Annotated in this window: 15 protein-coding genes; all 15 read left to right on the forward strand. The window is 69.8% G+C overall.

Going from position 1 to position 17849, the window contains the following annotated elements; translation table 11 throughout:
• Positions 1-7 precede the first annotated feature (7 nt).
• Positions 8-4246, forward strand: coding sequence for an FtsK/SpoIIIE domain-containing protein (locus GPA03_RS05465; RefSeq protein ID WP_156250901.1), 4239 nt, complete (start codon positions 8-10; stop codon positions 4244-4246).
• A 62-nt stretch (positions 4247-4308) separates the two neighbouring features.
• The gene (locus GPA03_RS05470) at positions 4309-4614 is read left to right on the forward strand and encodes a hypothetical protein (protein WP_156250902.1); all 306 of its coding nucleotides are present in this window, start codon (positions 4309-4311) and stop codon (positions 4612-4614) included.
• 34 nt (positions 4615-4648) lie between these two features.
• Positions 4649-5269 carry a hypothetical protein gene (locus GPA03_RS05475; protein WP_156250903.1) on the forward strand — a complete coding sequence of 207 codons (621 nt, stop codon included), beginning with the start codon at positions 4649-4651 and terminating at the stop codon, positions 5267-5269.
• A 12-nt stretch (positions 5270-5281) separates the two neighbouring features.
• On the forward strand, positions 5282-6346 hold the full coding sequence (locus GPA03_RS05480; protein WP_156250904.1) for a hypothetical protein: 1065 nt from the start codon (positions 5282-5284) through the stop codon (positions 6344-6346).
• 41 nt (positions 6347-6387) lie between these two features.
• On the forward strand, positions 6388-6837 hold the full coding sequence (locus tag GPA03_RS05485; protein ID WP_156250905.1) for a hypothetical protein: 450 nt from the start codon (positions 6388-6390) through the stop codon (positions 6835-6837).
• Positions 6834-7175: a hypothetical protein gene (locus GPA03_RS05490; RefSeq protein ID WP_156250906.1), complete on the forward strand. Its 342-nt coding sequence runs from the start codon at positions 6834-6836 to the stop codon at positions 7173-7175. Before GPA03_RS05485 ends, GPA03_RS05490 begins: the two co-directional genes overlap by 4 nt.
• A 20-nt stretch (positions 7176-7195) precedes the next feature.
• On the forward strand, positions 7196-8107 hold the full coding sequence (locus GPA03_RS05495; RefSeq protein WP_156250907.1) for a hypothetical protein: 912 nt from the start codon (positions 7196-7198) through the stop codon (positions 8105-8107).
• Positions 8104-8910, forward strand: a complete 807-nt coding sequence (locus GPA03_RS05500) for a hypothetical protein (protein ID WP_156250908.1) — start codon at positions 8104-8106, stop codon at positions 8908-8910. Before GPA03_RS05495 ends, GPA03_RS05500 begins: the two co-directional genes overlap by 4 nt.
• A gap of 210 nt (positions 8911-9120) precedes the next feature.
• Positions 9121-11094 (forward strand): site-specific DNA-methyltransferase, encoded by a 1974-nt coding sequence (locus GPA03_RS05505; RefSeq protein ID WP_156250909.1) that lies wholly within the window; start codon positions 9121-9123, stop codon positions 11092-11094.
• 4 nt (positions 11095-11098) lie between these two features.
• A complete protein-coding gene (locus GPA03_RS05510) occupies positions 11099-13585 on the forward strand; it encodes a DEAD/DEAH box helicase (protein WP_156250910.1) in 2487 nt (828 codons plus the stop codon).
• A gap of 133 nt (positions 13586-13718) precedes the next feature.
• Entirely contained in the window at positions 13719-13922 is a 204-nt protein-coding gene (locus GPA03_RS05515; protein ID WP_156250911.1) for a hypothetical protein, read from the forward strand.
• The gene (locus GPA03_RS05520) at positions 13923-14483 is read left to right on the forward strand and encodes a hypothetical protein (RefSeq protein ID WP_241681092.1); all 561 of its coding nucleotides are present in this window, start codon (positions 13923-13925) and stop codon (positions 14481-14483) included.
• A 109-nt stretch (positions 14484-14592) separates the two neighbouring features.
• Entirely contained in the window at positions 14593-15072 is a 480-nt protein-coding gene (locus GPA03_RS05525) for a ParB N-terminal domain-containing protein (RefSeq protein ID WP_156250912.1), read from the forward strand.
• Between the two features lie 25 nt (positions 15073-15097).
• The gene (locus GPA03_RS05530) at positions 15098-15403 is read left to right on the forward strand and encodes a hypothetical protein (protein ID WP_156250913.1); all 306 of its coding nucleotides are present in this window, start codon (positions 15098-15100) and stop codon (positions 15401-15403) included.
• 184 nt (positions 15404-15587) lie between these two features.
• Positions 15588-17846: a glycoside hydrolase domain-containing protein gene (locus tag GPA03_RS05535; protein WP_156250914.1), complete on the forward strand. Its 2259-nt coding sequence runs from the start codon at positions 15588-15590 to the stop codon at positions 17844-17846.
• The last annotated feature ends 3 nt before the right edge of the window (positions 17847-17849 follow it).

Raw genomic sequence — 17849 nt, forward strand, 5'->3', positions numbered from 1 at the left:
GGTACCGATGGCAGCCCGGACCGCCCAGCAGCCGCCCGACCTGACCGGCCTGGTCGCCGGACTCGGCGCCGCCGGCGCGGTCGCCGCGACCGTCTTCGGCTACCCCGGCGCGCCGGTGCTGTGGGTCGCGCTCATCGTGGCCGCGTTCATGGCCCGCCCGCCGATGTTCACCGGCAAGAAGGACCGCAACGGCCGCCCGACCCCCGCCCACCCCGGGGAGTCCAAGCAGATGCTCGCCTACCGCACCTGGTCCGAGGGCCGGTGGCGACTGATGGTTCCCAATGCTGACTGGCTGCCCGGCAAGGACCCGCTGGCAACCTGGTTCGCCGGTCTGCTCACCGGCGTGGCCGTCGCCGGCCTGCCCACCTCCGCGCTGCCCGACCTGCCCTACGCCCCGGCGCTCAACGGCGCCTTCGCGACCGTGCTCGTCTGGCAGGTCACCGCGACGCTGCGCCGCAACGCCGCCGAGCACGACCCCTGCCCTGGTCTGCGGCTGAGCGGGCTGCGTCAGCTGCCCAGCATCGGCAAGCCGTGGGTCGCCCTGGTCGCCGGCGCCGCGGTCGCCGCCGTCGTGGTCGCCACCCTCGTCAACACCTTCCTGCCCCTCGACGGGGTCGGCGCCTTCGGTGCCCACAGCCGGGTGCTGACCTCCTGGGCGGTGGGCCTGATCGCCTCCGGTGCGGTGCTGTCCGCCCCGTGGCGCAAGCTGTCGCTGACAACCTGGCGAGAGCTGGTCGCCGCCCGCTCGGCGTGGGAGCCGCAGTGGCAGGTCACCGGACTCAAGGACGACTCACCCTGGCTGCTCACGCACCAGGTGCTCGGCCCGGTCACCGTCGACACCTTCGACGCCCCGGCCTCCACCGGTGCGGCGTTCTTCTGCACCCCGGCCATCACCGGCAAGGTCACCGTGGCCCTGGGAGCCAACCAACGAGTGTGGGTGATCTCCTGCCCCAACCTCGACGGCCAGGGGCAGCCGGTGCCCGGGTCGGTGCACCCCACCCAGTTCCGGGTGGTGCACCTGCCCGCCGACCAGATGCCCGACCTGACCGACGCGACCCTGGACATCGAGCTGGTCAAGGTGCTCCTGGAAGGTGCGATGGGCGCGGCGTGCGACGCCTCCGGTGTCTCGCGCTACCTGCTGATGTCGGCCGACCTGGTCACCACCCATCAGGCCGAGCAGGCCGCCGCCGAAACGGCAGTGCAGGACCAGGACCTGGTCGAGGATCTCGAGGAGGACTACGAGGACCTCACCGGCGAGCAGCAGCCGCCCCCTAGCTCCCCGTGGGCGGTCTGGGCCACTACCTGGGTCAACCCCGACGGCCTGGCCGGCACCCACCTGCGTTCCCACGCCGGCCCCGCACTGGCCGGCCAGCTCGGCGTCCCGGCGCTGGTCGACCACCGCTTCGGCGACGGTCAGGGCCTGGTGCTTGTCGGCCCGGCCGCGCACCCCGACGTGGTGTTCGAGCCCGCGACCGGGCTGACCAATCAGCAGGCGGTCGACATCGAGCGCGAGGACGTGTGGCGCGGGCACTGGGAGTCGGTGCTCAAGCAGGGCGTCAACGCCCCCGTCCCGCAGATGCCGCTGTACTCCGAGGCGCAGCTGCCCGGCTCCCGGTACGCCTCCACGACCGTGTACCAGCTGCCGTTCGTGACCCTCAAGGGTGAACCGCCGGAGACCTACTTCGGTCTGGAGTCCAAGCTGCAGGCCGCCCTGAACGCAGCCCCGTTCGTCGCCGTCACCGGCTACCCGGGCGCGAACGCCAACGCCCGCCCCGGCGACCGGCACTCCCAGGCCGTCACCGTCATCTGGGCCGACGGCCCGGTGCCCGAAGGCCCGCAGACGTTGCCGCCGAGCTCGGGCCGGTCTCGCACCGAGGTCCAGAAGTGGATCCTGGCCGGACGGTTCAACGCCGCGTTCAAGGCCGCCCGTCTGGCTCAGCCGGAGGTCGCCGCGGCGACCTGCATGACCTCGGAACGTTCCCGCGGGCACATCTGGCGGGTGGACGTGCGCCTGTACGGCGGGGTCACCCTGGCCGATGTGCGTGGCGCGGCCGCCCGCATCCGCGGCGCGCTGGGGTGCGCCTGGCTGCGAGTGGCCGCCGCTGAGGACGGGTGCACTATCTTCGCCGGTGAGCGTCCCGAGCGTGTCACCCTGCAGCGCCCAGAGCGCGACCAGAAGCTGCTTATCGCGCTGGACTGGGAGCAGGCGTGGCTGGACTCCAAGGTCTCCGGTGTCGGCGGCCTGCTGCCCAAGCTCACCAACGCCGGCGCGCTGCCGCGCAACCCGAAGGTGCAGGAGCTGGACTTCGACCTGCCGGCGGGCCTATCCATGGAGGACATCAAGGCTGCGGTGCCCAAGCTCAGGACGGCCACGAGCAACGTCTTCATCGAGGTGCGCCCCGGCGACTCGGCGAGCTCGGTGCGGCTGCTGGTGTGCGAGGTGAACCCGCTGCCTGATCTGGTCGAGTTCGACTTCGACTACATCGACGGCGCCGAAGACATCCCATTCGCCTCCGGTGTGGAGGGCGAGCCCATCTCCTATGACTACATGCTCGATCCACACCTGCTGATCGTGGGCGGCTCGGGGTCAGGCAAGTCGGCGACGCTTCAAGGGCTGCTGTACTCGGTCATCGCGCTGGGTTGCGACCTGTACTTGGCGGACCCGACGAAGGGCGGCGCGGACTTCCGGTTCGCGCTGCCGTGGATGAAGTCCTTTACCGCCGACGTGTTCGAGGCCTCGGCCATGATGAACGCGATCTACGACGAGGTGCTGCGCCGCAAGAACCTCAACAGCGAGCACGGCGTCGGCTCCTACATCGAGCTGCCCGAGGACGTCAGGCCGCGGCACGCCGTCGTGGTTCTGGACGAGTTCACCTCGCTCATGATCGCCGACCAGCTGCCGGCCAAGCCGGAGCCCGAGGATGAGGAGGGGCAGGCGGAGTACCAGCTGGCGCTGGCGCTCAAGGCCGCGAAGATCAACATCGGCGCCAAGGCCGGACGCATCGCCCGTGAGGCGCGGTCGGCCGGTGTGACTCTGCTGCTGGCGACGCAGCGCCTGACAGCCAAGACGCTGGACGGGATCCCGGGTGCCTCGGACCTGCGGACCAACATGGCGCGCATGATCCTGGGCAAGGCCACCTTCGGTGAGATGCAGTCGGCACTCAAGGAGCCGACCGCGGCACCGTCCCTGGGTGACGTGGTCCCACGCGGGCGCGGACTGCTCGAGGTCTCCGGTGCACCGATCCGGATGATCCAGTGCTGGTACACCGCCGACATCCAGCGCACCCTGGCGGCGAAGCTGACCGAGCGTCGTGCCCCGCTCACCGATCGGGAGCGGGTGGACCTGACACCATTCATGCCCAAGACCGAAACCGCCCCGTCGGGACGGCGCGTGCCCGAGCCGCCGGAGCCGGTGGAGATCGAGCTCGGCGAGGTCGAGATCGAGTGGGACGAGTCGGTGTTCGCTGACACGGCCGACGAGGAGGCGGACGTGCCGACCCTGGACGCCGTCAAGGAGCTCGACGACGACGACGACGACGACGACGTGGTGCACGTCGAGTCCGCTGAGCCCGCGGTGGTCGGTGAGGCGGTGCTGCTGCTCGACGTCGATGAGACGATCGCGCCGCTGGGTGCGTCGGCGTGGCCAGATGCCCGGGAGGTGCCCGGGACCGGGATGGCGCTCTGGTGCAGCCCGACACTGATGGCGCGGCTGGGTGCGTTGCCGGTGAGCATCGTGTGGGCGACCGACTGGCAGGAGGATGCCGCCCCTACGTTCGACGCCATGCTGGGCCGTCCCAGCGCCGGTCACCTGGCCGAGGGCGCCAGCGTCTACGGCTGGTGGAAGGTCGAGGCGGTGGAGGCGTTCCTGGATGCCAACCCGCAGGTGCGCACTGTCGTGTTCGCCGACGACAAGCTGGAAGAGGTCGACGACCTGGACATCGCCTACCGCGAGACCCTGGCCGACATCCTGGCCGCGCGCGGGGTGGAGCACCTGCTGCTGGTGCCCTCGGGTTCGGAGCTGACCGAGTCCGACTTGGTCGTCATCGAGCAGATGCTTGACGTGCAGCCGGAGCCGGAGCCGGAGCCGGAGCCGGAGCCGGAGCCGGAGCCGGAGCCGGAGCCGGAGCCGGAGCCGGAGCCCGTGATCGTGGCGCCGCGCAAGCCGGGGCTGGCCAAGGTGCCGCCGCGCGAGCTGTGGACCCCGCCGGGCAGCGCCAAGCCCAAGGAGTACCTCGAGGAGTTCTGACCCGCACATCCCGGGCAGCGACGACCCGGCGGGCCCGGACCGGTCCGCACATCTACCCCGGCATGAGCCAGCAACGCGTCCCGAGCGGTGTCAGCACCGGAGGTCAGTACACCCAGGTCCCGCGCACCGAGACCGACGTCACCCTGGCCGCCGGCGCCCACGACATCCCGGACGAGCGAATCTCGCCCGTCACCGGTCGTCGCATCATCAGCCTCCCCCGCCGCCGGGTCACCCTGAGCCCCGAGGAGACCGAGCAGCTGCTTGCGCGGATACACCCGGTGGATCCGGAGCAGATGTGGCCCTCGCGACGCAAGGCCATCCGGGAGGCCGCCGAACGCAACGGCGCGATGAACAGGGCGCTGCGCTGAGCTTGCCAGCGCACCCCCGCACATCTATGCGGGCATGACCGCCATCGCCCATCGCAAGCGCCAGCGCGCCGGTATCCGTACCGGTGGCCAGTTCGCGCCCGACCATCGTTCCGAGCCCGCCGTGAGCCTGGCCCGCCAGCAGGAGGCGCTGCGCGCCCTCGGCACCGAGAGCCTGCGCGCACCCCGCGCCCTGGGTGGCGGCACCCAGCCGGCGCTGCCCGGCATGTCGCGGACCGGTGCGGGCCCCTCGGCCTGGCTGCTGTCCCCCGCCGCCCGCTACCGGGCCGGGGAGGAGACCGTCACCGACCTGATCGCCGAGCACGGCTGGACCCCCGTCGCCCCCGTCGAGCAGCCGGACGCCCGCTTCACCCAGCAGGCCGCCGCCACCAACGGCGACCAGATCGTGCAGTCCTACGTGCTGCCCGGGCGGGACACCACCTGCCTGGTCCTGCTGCCCGCTCATCAGGACGGCACCGACCCGTGGCTGGACGCCCAGTTCATCAGCATGCAGGGCCGTGCGGTCTCGGTGCACACCGTGCAGGCCGCCACCGGCATCGTCAGCCTCGACGTCGAGGAGGAGTCCGACGCCCAGGCCCGCCGCGGCCGGCTCACCCCGGCCGATCTCGCCCGCCACGTCCACGACCTCGCCGCCTGAGGAGCACCAGCCATGACTGACATCAGCTTCCGCAACCGCCGGCCGGCCGGTGTGCGCACCGGCGGCCAGTTCGCCACCGAGCCGCGCACCGAGCCCACCGTCACCCTGACCACGGTCACCGGCGGGCACGAGCACGCCTGCCGTGCGCACGCCATCGGCTGCGCCGCACAGAACCAGCGCGACGCCGGCATCACCGGTGACCCGATCGCCGAGGGTGACGGCTACCTGACCGACGGCACCGCCTCCTGCTACTGCGGCACCGACACCACCGCCCTGGCCCCGTGGATCACCGAGGGTGAGCAGCTGCTCGCCGAGCGTGAATCCACCGGCGGGCACGAGCATGCCTGCCGCGCGCACGCCATCGGCTGCGCCGCACAGAACCAGCGCGACGCCGGCATCACCGGTGACCCGATCGCCGAGGGCGACGGCTACCTGACCGACGGCACCGCCTCCTGCTACTGCGGCACCGACACCACCGCCCTGGCCCCGTGGATCACCGAGGGTGAGCAGCTGCTCGCCGAGCGTGAGGAGGCCGACCGACAGGCCGCCGAGCTCGAGGAGGCCGACCGTTACGCCGGGCAGCCCTCCGTCGACGACTTCACTCCCGAGCAGCGCAAGGCGATCGAGGCCACCCACCGCCACGCCTACGACTGGGCCCACCGCATCGTCGGCAACCTCGGCATGGAGACCCTCGACTACGCCGAGGACTACGCCTCCTGGGTCGCGCGGCTCTACATGGCCTGGGACTGCGACGACGACGCCCTCAGCGACCACCCGCGCATGCACCGCGAGTGGGATGCCGAGCGCGGCGCCAACGCCGCCGCCCAGGTCGCCACCGACAGCCAGCAGCAGCATTGGGCCGCGTCGATGAGCAACGGCCGGATCATGGCGCGAAGGGAACTGGACCGGACCCGCGCCGGCCAGCGGATGCGGTCCGAGTTCCAGGCGTTCCGCCACGACCTCGAGCAGCGCGGCATCTACATGCAGGAGGTCGATGACAGCGTCAGCGGGCGCGGCTGGCGCATCACCGGGCTCGACGGGGACCGGTTCGGAGCCCACGTCCGCACCGGCGGCTGACCCACCCGAGGACGGTGTGACGGCCCGCACATCTACCTCCCATGAGGAGCTTGCTCAGGAGCCGTGTCCCAGCCGGTGTCAGCACCGGCGGGCAGTTCGCCACCGACCACCGCCGTGAGCCGGCTGTCACGCTGACCTCGCGTGCGGGCACCGCCTCCTCATGCCTGCAGCAGCTGGCCGAGCGTGACGGGTGGCACGCGGTGATGCCGTTGCCTTCCGCGCAGACCCCGCCCGAGGCCGCGGTCACCCCCGGCACCGGTGTGGTGCTGCAGCTGCACCGCTGCCCCGAGACCCCCGAGGCCGTGTTCGTGGAGCTGGACCCCGACCGGTCCCTCCCCTGGGCGCGCCCGGTGTTCTTCGAGCTGCGCGGCGAGGAGCTCTCCCGGGTGGCCTCCCGCGATGACGGCAGCCGGTACCGGACCTTCATCGGCTCCGGCATCACCGGGCCCGAGATCCTCGCCGACGTGCTCGACCGCTACCTGCGGCGATGACCGCACCGGCACCGGTCCGGTTCGCCCCGTCCTGGACCACGACCACCACCGGTGGGAAGGTCACCTCGCTGTGCGGGTGCGGCTGGTCCCACACCAGCGCGGATGCGGACCTGGCCTCGATCGCCCGCGTCGACCACGAGCTGCGGCACCGGCGCCGCGCCACCGAACAGGCCGGACTGGCCGACCTGCTGGACGCCGGCGAGAACCCCATGCCGACCGTGCTCGGCAAGCTGGTCGCGACCGGCCTGACCCGCGAGAGCGCGTTGGCCGCCGTCCATGACGCGGTCGATACCCGCCGCGTCACCATCACCGACCGGTTCGCCCTGCGGCGCGCCTGACCCCGCACATCTACCCTGACATGCAGCACATCAGGAGCACCCCCGTGGCCGACGTCAGCAACCGCAACCGCCAGCCCGCCGGCGTCAGCACGGGCGGCCAGTTCGCGGTCGAACCACGCACCGAGACCGACGTGGAGCTCGACGACACCGCCCCGGTGGCGCTGTCCACCGTCGTGCCCGCCGACGGGCAGGAGGACCTGCTGGTCGATGAGTACGAGCACGGCGACCCCACCCTGGGCTCCATCCACGTCACCGCCACCGACGGCGGCTTCCTCGCCGAGGCCGCCTCGCAGCCGATCGGGTTCATCGAGGGGCTCGGCCTCCACGCCGCCACGCTCGGCCTGGACCCCGAGGACGAGGACTCCATGGAGGCCTACCTCACCACCCGTGAGCTCGTCGTGGCCCAGTGGCTCAAGACCGAGTACGGCATCGACCGGCTCGACGCCGAGGACTGGGACATGGCCCGGGGGACCTTCACCGCCGACCTGCCCGCCGAGGCCAGCACCGCCGACATCGTCGACGCGGTGCGCGCACAGGGCAAGCCCGTCGCCCTGTACAACGAGTCCGACCCCGGCACCTACGGGGTCCGGAACATGTGGCCGGTGCTGGCCGAGCACCTGGCCGCCGACGACGCACGCGCCAAGACCGCCACCACGGCCATCACGTGGCGGCGCCGGTTCCCGGTCGCCGACGTCAGGGAGGTCTGGACCGCGCAGGTGCCGATCAGCATGCTGCGCCAGGTGGACGCCGGGGCCCTGCACCGCTCCGACCTGGACCAGTACATCTGCGACAACGGGGAGCCCGTCGAGGGCCCCACCGGGGACCGATCCGGCCGCGACTTCGATGAGGTCTGGCACGACTTCGCCGACTACGGTCAGCTGCTCCCGGCCTACCGGCCCGTGCCCGAGCAGGGACAGGAGACGGCACAGTGACCGACATCGGCGACCGCAACCGTCAGCCAGCCGGGGTCTGCACCGGCGGCCAGTTCGCCGTCGAGCCCAAGGTCGAGGCCACCGTCAGCCTCACCAGCTCGGTCACCGGCCCTGAGGCCGTACAGGGCAACCGGGAGCAGGTGCAGGAACGCTACCGCCGCGCCCGCGAGGACGACTGGGGTGACCTGGTCCGCCACGAGGCGCACCGGGACATGGAGGTCATGGCGATGCACGTGCTCGCCCGGGCCGTGCTCGAGGAGTTCCCGACCGCGACCCACGTCGTCCTGTCCCGCTCCGACCAGGGCCCCGACGAGATGGTCGCCGGCGAGGTCCGCGACACCGACGGCCACGTGCTCACCGACAGCGAGTGGGGCTACGAGGACTACTACGACGCCGCCTCCGACCTGTCGCAGGATGGTGTGTGGCGCGAGCACGCCACCGAGACCACCCCCGACCTCCTCGGGCGGCGTTTCGTGCTCGACGTGCGCCGCGTTGTGCAGACCCCGATCGTGCTGTCCGACCAGGACTCGGTGCACGCCCGCTCCGCGCTGCGTGAGGCCGTGCTGGCAGCTGCGCCCGACACCCTGGACTGGCAGGTGCTGACCGAGCGGGTCGACGGCAGCTCCCGGTACGAGTACACCAACACGGTCGCGGTGACCCGCGCCGACGGGTGGAAGACCACCGTCGACATCACCGGCACCCAGGCCGCTGACGAGATCGCCAACTTCGAGGCCGAGCACTGCGAGGACGGTCTGCCCCGACTGGGCGGCGCCTGGGACGACCTCCCGGACAGCACCGACTGACGAACGGTCCAGCGTCTCCCGTCCCCACGGCACGTGCCATTGGTGACGCTGTCGACATCGCTGCCGGTGCCGCACATACGGGCGGCGAAGAAGGTCCCGCACACAGCCGGACGCGCCGCGCAGACTCCCTCGGAGCCGGGGCGCTGCGAACGGTCTGTAGCCTCCCCCTAGCGGTCACGACAGCCGCAGTACACAAGGAGACACACCGCAGTGGCGAAAACCCGACTCGACCAACTCCTGGGCCGTATCGAGTCCGAGACGCTGCGCGAGCAGATCGCGAGCGAGATCGCCACCCTCACCGACCGCACCAAGTTCGGCCTCGTGTACGAGGAGCACCTGCCCGAGCAGATCCGCCTACCCGGGGTCAAGCCCCGCCGCCGCTCCAAGGTGGTGCACCGCAACGACCCCGTCGACGCCCCGCTGCGCACCGTCCGCAAGATCACCGGCCAGCAGGTACAGCTCGACGACGACACCACCGCACCCATCGAGGACGTCGTGGTCGTGCGCGAGTACGGCGAACCGCTCTACCCGGGTCTGGAGGTGCTCGAGCGCATCAACCGCGGTGGCGACAAACCCGACCACGTGCTCATCGAGGCGGAGAACCTGCATGCCCTCGAGGCGCTGGCCTACACCCACGCCGAATCGGTCGACTGCATCTACATCGACCCGCCCTACAACACCGGCGGCGACCTCATCTACAACGACCGCTACGTCGGCAAGGAAGACACCTACCGGCATTCCCTGTGGCTCTCGTTCATGGCCCGCCGGCTCCGCCTGGCCCGCAAGCTCCTCAAGCGCACCGGCGTCATCATCGTCGCGATCGACGACAACGAGCACGCCCACCTCAAGGTCTTGCTCGACCAGGAGTTCGGTGAACGGAACTTCCTATCCAACGTCGCGTGGCTCGGCTCGTCGCGGAACGACCCAAGGTTCACTTCGGGCGGGCTCGACTACATGCTGATCTATGGCAGGTCGAAGGCCGACCTCGTTGCGAGCGACTCGCGTTGGGTCGAGACGAAGATGGGGTATGACATTGCGATCGAGGGCGCGCGGGCAGCGTGGGAGAAGTCAGGTGGCGACCCAGCGGAAGCGACGAAGCTCTACCGCGCTGCTATGCGTCTTCGGAAAGCTGAGATGGAGAAGGGGGTGGCCAGATACAGCGAGATCGACGAGACCGGACGGCTGTTCTTCCGAGCTGACCTGAGCAGCCCAAACCCCAGACCGAACCTGCAGTACGACCTCCCGCATCCGGTAACCGGGAAGCCTGTCCACCGAGCAGCAAACGGTTGGGTCTACTCGCCTGAGACTATGCAGGAGAAGCTCGCAGAGGGTCGCATCCTGTTCGGCCCGGACCACACCCAGGGCGCCTACTACAAGAGATACCTGGACGAGGTGGCGGAACAGGCCATCCGGCCCTTCATCGACGTCGATCGTCGCGCCTCATCCTTGGCGTTGACCAAGTTGCTGGGTGAGCAACGGTTCAAGTTTCCCAAGGACGTGTCGGTTGTTGCGAACTGGATCAACGCCGTCTCGATGCGAGACCCCCGTGCGGTGGTGCTCGATTTCTTCGGCGGTTCGGGCGCGACGATGCACGCCGTCATGGAGCTCAACGCCGCCGACGGCGGCAGCAGGCAGTGCATCCTCGTGACGAACAACGAGGTGAACGAGAAGGAAGCGAAGCAGCTCGTCAAGGCCGGGCACCTGCCCGGTGACCCCGAGTGGGAGGCCAACGGCATCTTCGAGCATGTCACCCGGCCCCGGATCAGCACGGTCGTGACGGGTACGCGTCCCGATGGGTCCTCCTACTCGAACGGCCTCGAGGAGAACGTCACGATCGCCAAGCTCACCTACCTGGACCGCACCGATATCGAGCGGGCCAAGGCCTTCACCCAGGTCGCGAACCTGCTGTGGTTGCAGGCCGGAGCGCACGGGGCGGCCATCACCGCGGAGACCGACGACTTCGCGGCCCCCGATGGTGCGCACTACGCGATCTGCTTCAACGTGGACAACTGGGAGCCGTTCGTCGAGGCGGTCAACGCCCGGCAGGACATCACCCACGCTTACGTCGTGACCGACGCCGAGGAGTCCTACCGGCTCGTGCTCGCACGGTTGCGGACCGACATCCGCGCGCGACGGCTGTACGAGAACTACCTGACGAACTTCACGACGAACACCCCGAGGTGACCCGGTGGACCTGACCCTGCACACCTACCAGGAGCAGGCTGTTGTCGAGCTCGTGCAGACCTACGACGACGCCGCCCATGCCAGCCGCCGCCGCGGCAAGAGCACCGCGATCGCCCTGACCGCTCCGACCGGTGCGGGCAAGACCGTGATCGCGGCCGCGTTCATCGAACGGCTGCTGGTCGGCGATGGAGAGAATGTCGGGGCGAACCCCGACCTAGCGGTGCTGTGGCTCTCGGACTCGCCAGACCTGAACCAGCAGACCCTCGACAAGCTCGAGGTGGCCACCGACAAGGTCGTCGGCACTGTGGTGGACGAGCAGTTCGACGAGCCGCACTTCCCGCCCGGGCAGGTGTACTTCATCAACACCCAGAAGCTGGGCGGCGGAGCCAAGACCTACCGTGCCGGCGGTGCCCGCCGGTACAGCCTGTGGGACACGATCGCCGGGTCAGTGGCCCGGTACGGTCCCAGCTTCCTGGTGATCATCGACGAAGCTCACCGCGGCACGGGCGTCACCACCGGCAACCCGGAGACCATCCTGGGCCAGGTCCTGAGCGGTGGGGCGAACCTGCGCACCCCGCCGGGAGTGGTGCTGGGTATCTCGGCCACCCAGGAACGGTTCCGCACGCTGGTCGGATCCTCGCGCACCTGGGAGCCGGTCGTTGTCGAGGCCGCCGACGTGCGCGCGTCCGGGCTGGTCAAGGATGACCTGCCGATCGGGCGCACCACCGACGACCAGGAGGGCGACGTCACGCTGCTCGCCGAGGCCACTGCCCGGTTGGCGGTGATGCGGGAGTCGTGGGCGAGCTTCACCACAGCGAACGAGGAGCAGCCGGTCGAGCCGGCGCTGGTGGTGCAGCTGCCGGCGAGTGTGGCGGCAGCCAAGGTGGCCCAGTACATCGACGTCATCCGTGAGACCGACCCCACGATCACACCGGACAACATCGCTCACTGCTTGCAGGACCATCGCCCCGAGGTGTTCGGGCAGTACACGATCCCGTACGTGCCGCCGACGGCGATCCAGTCCGACACCCGGGTCCGGGTGGTGCTGTTCAAGGAGGCGCTGACCACCGGGTGGGACTGCCCTCGCGCGGAGGTGATGATCTCGCTGCGCTCGGCCAGCGACCCCACCTACATCACGCAGCTGATCGGCCGCATGGTGCGCAACCCGTTGGCGCGGCGCATCGAGTCGCGTGCGGACCTGAACGCCGTGTGGGTGTACCTGCCGCACTTCAACAAGGACGCCGTCAACAGCGTCGTGGCCCGGCTGCGTGAAGGTGACGACGCGATCACCGTGACGCCCGTGCTGGAACCGGTCACCACCGTCCGGAACCCGAACGTGCCGGACTCGGTCTGGACGGCGTTCCGGGGCTTTCCCACCTTCACCCGCCCGACCAAGGTCGCCAAGAACGCCGTGGACCGGGCCATCAAGCTGGGCATGCTGTTCCAGGAGGTCGGCGGGCTCAAGGCCTCCGAGTCGCTGGTCCGCACCTCGGTGACCGCAGCGGCCCGGGCGGCGCTGACCCGTCACGCGCAGGCCGTGCAGGACAAGGCGGAGACGTACTCGAGGATCGACTTCGAGGTGCAGTGGGTGGACTACCTCACCGGTGAGGTCACCGAGACCACCGACGGGTTCCGGGAGACCGTGGTCCGCAACATCGACGACCTGTACGCCTCCGCGCAGCGGCGCATGTTCGGCGCGCCGGCGAAGTGGCTGTGGAACGAGCTGTGCGACGAAATGGACCCTGAGGACGCCAAGCTCACCGTCGCCGCGCTGTCGACGCTTCCGGACATCAAGGCCGACATCACCGCCGCAGCGGAGGCCCTGATCCGGTCCTGGCGCAAGGAGCACCAGTGGCGGGTCTCCGAGCAGGGCGGTGAGATGGTGGCCCGGCTGAACGGCATCCTGGAGACCTCTCCTCGCCCGGAGCCGACTCCCGTCATCGAACCGTCCCCGCGGGAGGTCGCCGACCAGGAGCTGCGGCTGCCGCTGCACCTGATCGCCGCAGACGAGGGTCAGGACTGCCCCGCCGGGCTGTACCCGGTCAAGTTCGGGTCCTCGTGGGAGGAACGCACGATCGCCTCCGCGCTCAACGGTGACGGTGTGCTGGGGTGGTATCGCAACCCGCCGAACGGTGCGTCCGCGGTGCGGATCCCGTGGTGGCCGCCGGAGGACCCTCAGAACGTGGGGCTGCTGGCGCCGGACCTGCTGGTCTTCCGTGAGGTTCCTGACCGGGGTGTGGTCGTTGACATCCTCGACCCGCACGACCCCACCCGGGAGGACACGATCGGGAAGTGGCGGGCGCTGGCCAGGTTCGCCGTCGAGCACGGCGACCGGCTGGGACGGGTGTGGGCGATCGCGGTCGGTGGTACCGAGAAGCACCTGCTGTTCCTGGACCTGCGCCGCGAGGCGGTGGTCGCCGCGCTGAACACCGACGGTGTCGATGTGCGGAAGCTGTTCGAGCAGGAGGGTGGACGCCTCCCGGAGCGGTAGGGCGAGCGCCGCCCGCCGTCTACCGGGCATGCCTGCATCCCAGTGCCGCCAGACGCCGGCGTGGAGCGGTCGCCAGAGAAGTCGCCGATCTGTTCCGGTCACCGACCCGAGCCGTGCTGGCTAGCGTGCGGACATGGTCAACTTGACGCTGCACCAGGGAGCCTCCGCGAACTTCATGCGCGAGGACTTCACCGACGCTCAGGTCCGGTTCGAGAACGGCTGGTGCTACGTGCGCACACCGGACGGCACCGAGCGGCAGTTCGACCCGTACCGCTGGTCGAAGGTCGTTGACCGTGACAGCGGCGCAGTGCTCGGCGAGAGCCCGCAGGGGGCATAGGTGGCCGCCGACGATGTCGTCGAGCGCCTGGTGGGCGCGCTGCACGAGTACCAGGCCAAGGTGACGCCGAGCTACGACGAGGTCCTGAACGAGGTGACCGCCGTCGCCAAGGAGACCGGCTCCCTGGGGAAGGTCGAGATCGGCGCCCTGGTGCTCTGGAAGCGGCTGAACGCCAGCACGAAGTGGGCCGCCCAGCTGATGAACACACCCGACACCGAGGTCCGGGCCGCTACTGCGGCAGCCCGCCGGGCCGCAGAAGCGACCGAGATCGAGGCAGCTGCCCGGGCTGCCCGCGCCGCGATCTGGGTGCTCCCCGGTTTCCGCACTGGCGACGCCCTGGCATCAGCCGTGCTGTGCGCGCTCGTGCCGCACCGGCTCGCCGTCTACGATCGGCGCGCCCACGCGGGACTGCATTCGCTGGGGATCACGCTGAGCAACGGCTCGGGCCGGTACGGGCGGTACATGGTGGCCGTCGAGCAGCTGCGGGACCGGGCGCTCGAGTCCGGCCATGAGCTCACCGTCCGCGACGTCGACCTGGCGCTCTACACCCTCGGCGGGTAGCGGCCGACTAGCCTGCCGCCCTGCAAGAGGACGACCCCATTGCCGCGCGTCGGCTCCGCACCGCGCTGATCGCTGACGCCGCTACGACAGCCCGCACATGTAGCGGGGCATGACCGACACCGCCCACCGCAACCGCCAGCCTGCCGGCATCACCACGGGTGGGCAGTTCGCGCTCATGCCGCACACCGAGCCCGACGTCGTCCTCGGCCCGGCCGGGTCCCGGGTGCTGACGATGCCGGTGGCGGCGTTCGTGGAGACCTTCGAGCCCGCCGAGTACGACCTGAACCGCGGCTGGGACGGCACCCTGGAGCACCCGGCGTTCCTGGAGCCGAACCCGTTCAACCCGGACCGGGTGCACGAGGGCACCTGGGATGCGTTCGTGCACGACGTCCGGGCCAACGGGATCCGCGAACCGGTCGCCGTCGACCTGGACACCGGGACCGTGACCGAGGGCCACCACCGGGTGGTGGCAGCCATGCTCACCGGTCAGGCGGTGCGGTTCGAGGCCTACCGCGACAGCGACCCGGACCGGGACGCCCACGCCGAGCTCGGACACCTGCTGGACGTCGGGCTCGCCGAGCTGGAGTAGCACGGGCCCGCACATCTACTGGTGCATGACCGCCACCGCATCGCACCGCACCCGCCAGCCCGCCGGCATCACCGTCGGTGGGCAGTTCGCCGTCGAGCCCCACACCGAGACCGGTGTCACGCTCACCGGACCGCCCGCGCAGGAGAACGCCTTCGCCAAGCGGTACGACACCCTGCAGGAGAAGCTGGACGCCTTCGGCACCGAGCTCGAGCAGCGGGTCGCCGACCTCGCCCACGACGAGAACTGGCAGGCGTGGCTGGACACCGCGGCGAAGTTCCACCGGTACTCTACTGGCAGGCGCGCCGTATCTGAACTCCGTGAATGCGTTTGATCTAAGCCCCGGGTGGCGGCTCGCTGCGCTAGGCCGCCTCCACACCAAGGGAGGGAACGGATCGACGCCGCCGGAGGCCGCAGCCTCACTGGTAGTCTGCCGATCTGGCTATGCGCGGCACCCGACGTACGCTCCCGGCGATGGGGACCGCCGACGGCCGCGTCCTGTGACTGTGAGGAGCGAGATGTCCGATCCGTGGGTGGAGAACGTACAGGACTACCTCAATGACACCTACACGGGCGTCACAGGGTGGAACCCGATCGAGGTGACCGGCCGCACCGGCTGGCCGACGATGCGGGCGCTGACGCGCGCGCTCCAGCACGAGCTGGGCATCACCGCCCTCTCGGACACCTTCGGCCCAAGCACGGTCGCCGCCCTGGACGCCATCGGAGCGATCGGACCCTCGACCGCGCACCCGAAGATCGCGCAGATCTACAACCTGCTGATCGGGGGTCTGTACGCCAAGGGCTACAACGGCGGCGACGGAGCCCTACCCGGAAGCTGGTCCACCCAGACCGAGACAGGAGTCAGAGCGATCCAGTCGAACATCGGAGTCGCGCAGACCGGGACGGTCACCTCGAAACTGTTCAAGGCCATCCTCAACATGGACGCCTACGTGCTCGTCGGCTCCGGGACCTCAGCGATTCGGCAGGTCCAGCAGTGGATGAACGCCACCTACCTGTCCCGATCCTGGTTCTCGATCATCCCCGCCGACGGCAGCTACTCCCGTGACGTGCAGAAGGCGCTCGTCTATGCCATCCAGGAGCAACTCGCGGTGGCCGGCGCGAACGGCAACTACGGACCCGGCACCCGCGCCGCGGTCGCCAGTGCGCCGACCGTCGCTGTCGGATCCGCCGACTCCGGGGCCTCGAAGTTGGTCCGCCTGTTCCAGGCCGCCTTGCGCTTCAATTCCTACGACGCCGACTTCAACGGCACGTTTAGCGCCGCCGACTCGACGAAGGTCTTAGCTTTCCAGACCTTCTGCCTTCTGCCGGTCACCGGTGAGAGCAACTACCAGACCTGGTCCTCCCTGCTGGTCTCCAACGGAGACCCTGACCGGGTCGGCGAGGCAGCCGACACCATCACCCAGGTCACGGCCGCCCGCGCAGGGGCACTCACGGCCCAGGGCCGCGAGGTCGTAGGCCGCTATCTGACCAATGTCTCCGGCGCCGGCGCTCTGAACAAGAAGATCCAGGCGGGCGAGCTGACCGACATCTTCGCGGCCGGGCTGCGGATCTTCCCGATCTACCAGACCACAGCGGCCAGCGCCTTGTACTTCTCAGAGCCGCAGGGCGCCATCGACGCCCGCCTAGCGGTTGACGCAGCCGCCGGGTACGGCTTCGGGCGTGCGACCACGATCTACTTCGCGGTCGACTTCGACGCCACCGACGACGACATCGCCAATCGTGTCCTACCTCACTTCCGCGGCATCGCCAGCATGATGCACCACCTCGGAGACAGGTACCGCATCGGGGTCTACGGAACACGAAACGTGTGCCGCCGGGTGTCCGAGGAGGGCCTGGCTGAGTTCAGTTTCGTCGCCGGCATGAGCACCGGGTACAGCGGGAACCTCGGCTACCTGCTGCCGGAGAATTGGGCCTTCGACCAGATCTCCACCGTGACGGTCGGGTCTGGTGCTTCCAGCATCGAGATCGACAACAACATCTACTCTGGCCGCGACGCCGGGCAGTCTTCGGTCACGGCCCCTACGGGCGCCGCAGCGCTCGACGTCGGCTGGGACCCGACCCTGACCTCCGCACTGGAGTCGGACTTGCAGGACTACGTGGACTCGCTCACCGAGTACGACCCACCGATCCTGCCCACCTACGGAGGTATCCCGGCCACCGTCACCGCGATCCTGTACAACGACGCACTCGTGACTTCGCTGGCACGTGCGTGGGGCATCCGCAAGGCGCTCATCCAGGCCGTCGCAGCGTGGGAGTACTGGCGGCGCAACATCGCCGACACGGCTTCCGACACTGCTGTGCGGAACTGGTACCAGTACCTGGAGGAGCTGGAGATCTGGCAGCAGAACCCCATCGGCCCGCCTCCCGTCGCACCGATCCCTGTCACCGAGGACTCCAGCACTGGCTTCGCACAGATCTTCGCTGCCACAGCGATCGCGGCCCACAACTGGGCGCTCGCGAACAACTTCCTCACCTCCGGCGACGCGCTGAACACCGACAGCCCGACGGACATGTGGCAGGTGTGGAGCAGCCTTGCCGACGACGTGGAGTACAACCTCTCGGCCGTGCCCCAGGTTCTGATGTGGGGGGCCGATGATGTCGGTGTCAGCGGTCCGCCGCGGACCAACTACACGTCGACGGAGATCTTCGACATCATCCGCAGGTACAACGGCTCCGGCTCGGAGGCGGAGCGGTACGCGCGCGCCGTGGTCGGTTTCTACGACATCTTCGAGGGATACAACGCCGGCCTACGGTAGGGG

Origin of the sequence: Pseudactinotalea terrae (assembly GCF_009733845.1) — a bacterium.
GTDB classification, from domain to species: Bacteria; Actinomycetota; Actinomycetes; order Actinomycetales; family Beutenbergiaceae; genus Pseudactinotalea; species Pseudactinotalea terrae.

Excerpts from the sequence above, each read along its gene's own strand:
- GPA03_RS05465 (WP_156250901.1), top strand. The coding sequence starts at position 8 with ATGGCAGCCCGGACCGCCCAGCAGCCGCCCGACCTGACCGGCCTGGTC.
- GPA03_RS05470 (WP_156250902.1), top strand. The coding sequence starts at position 4,309 with ATGAGCCAGCAACGCGTCCCGAGCGGTGTCAGCACCGGAGGTCAGTAC.
- GPA03_RS05475 (WP_156250903.1), top strand. The coding sequence starts at position 4,649 with ATGACCGCCATCGCCCATCGCAAGCGCCAGCGCGCCGGTATCCGTACC.
- GPA03_RS05480 (WP_156250904.1), top strand. The coding sequence starts at position 5,282 with ATGACTGACATCAGCTTCCGCAACCGCCGGCCGGCCGGTGTGCGCACC.
- GPA03_RS05485 (WP_156250905.1), top strand. The coding sequence starts at position 6,388 with ATGAGGAGCTTGCTCAGGAGCCGTGTCCCAGCCGGTGTCAGCACCGGC.
- GPA03_RS05490 (WP_156250906.1), top strand. The coding sequence starts at position 6,834 with ATGACCGCACCGGCACCGGTCCGGTTCGCCCCGTCCTGGACCACGACC.
- GPA03_RS05495 (WP_156250907.1), top strand. The coding sequence starts at position 7,196 with ATGCAGCACATCAGGAGCACCCCCGTGGCCGACGTCAGCAACCGCAAC.
- GPA03_RS05515 (WP_156250911.1), top strand. The coding sequence starts at position 13,719 with ATGGTCAACTTGACGCTGCACCAGGGAGCCTCCGCGAACTTCATGCGC.
- GPA03_RS05525 (WP_156250912.1), top strand. The coding sequence starts at position 14,593 with ATGACCGACACCGCCCACCGCAACCGCCAGCCTGCCGGCATCACCACG.
- GPA03_RS05530 (WP_156250913.1), top strand. The coding sequence starts at position 15,098 with ATGACCGCCACCGCATCGCACCGCACCCGCCAGCCCGCCGGCATCACC.
- GPA03_RS05535 (WP_156250914.1), top strand. The coding sequence starts at position 15,588 with ATGTCCGATCCGTGGGTGGAGAACGTACAGGACTACCTCAATGACACC.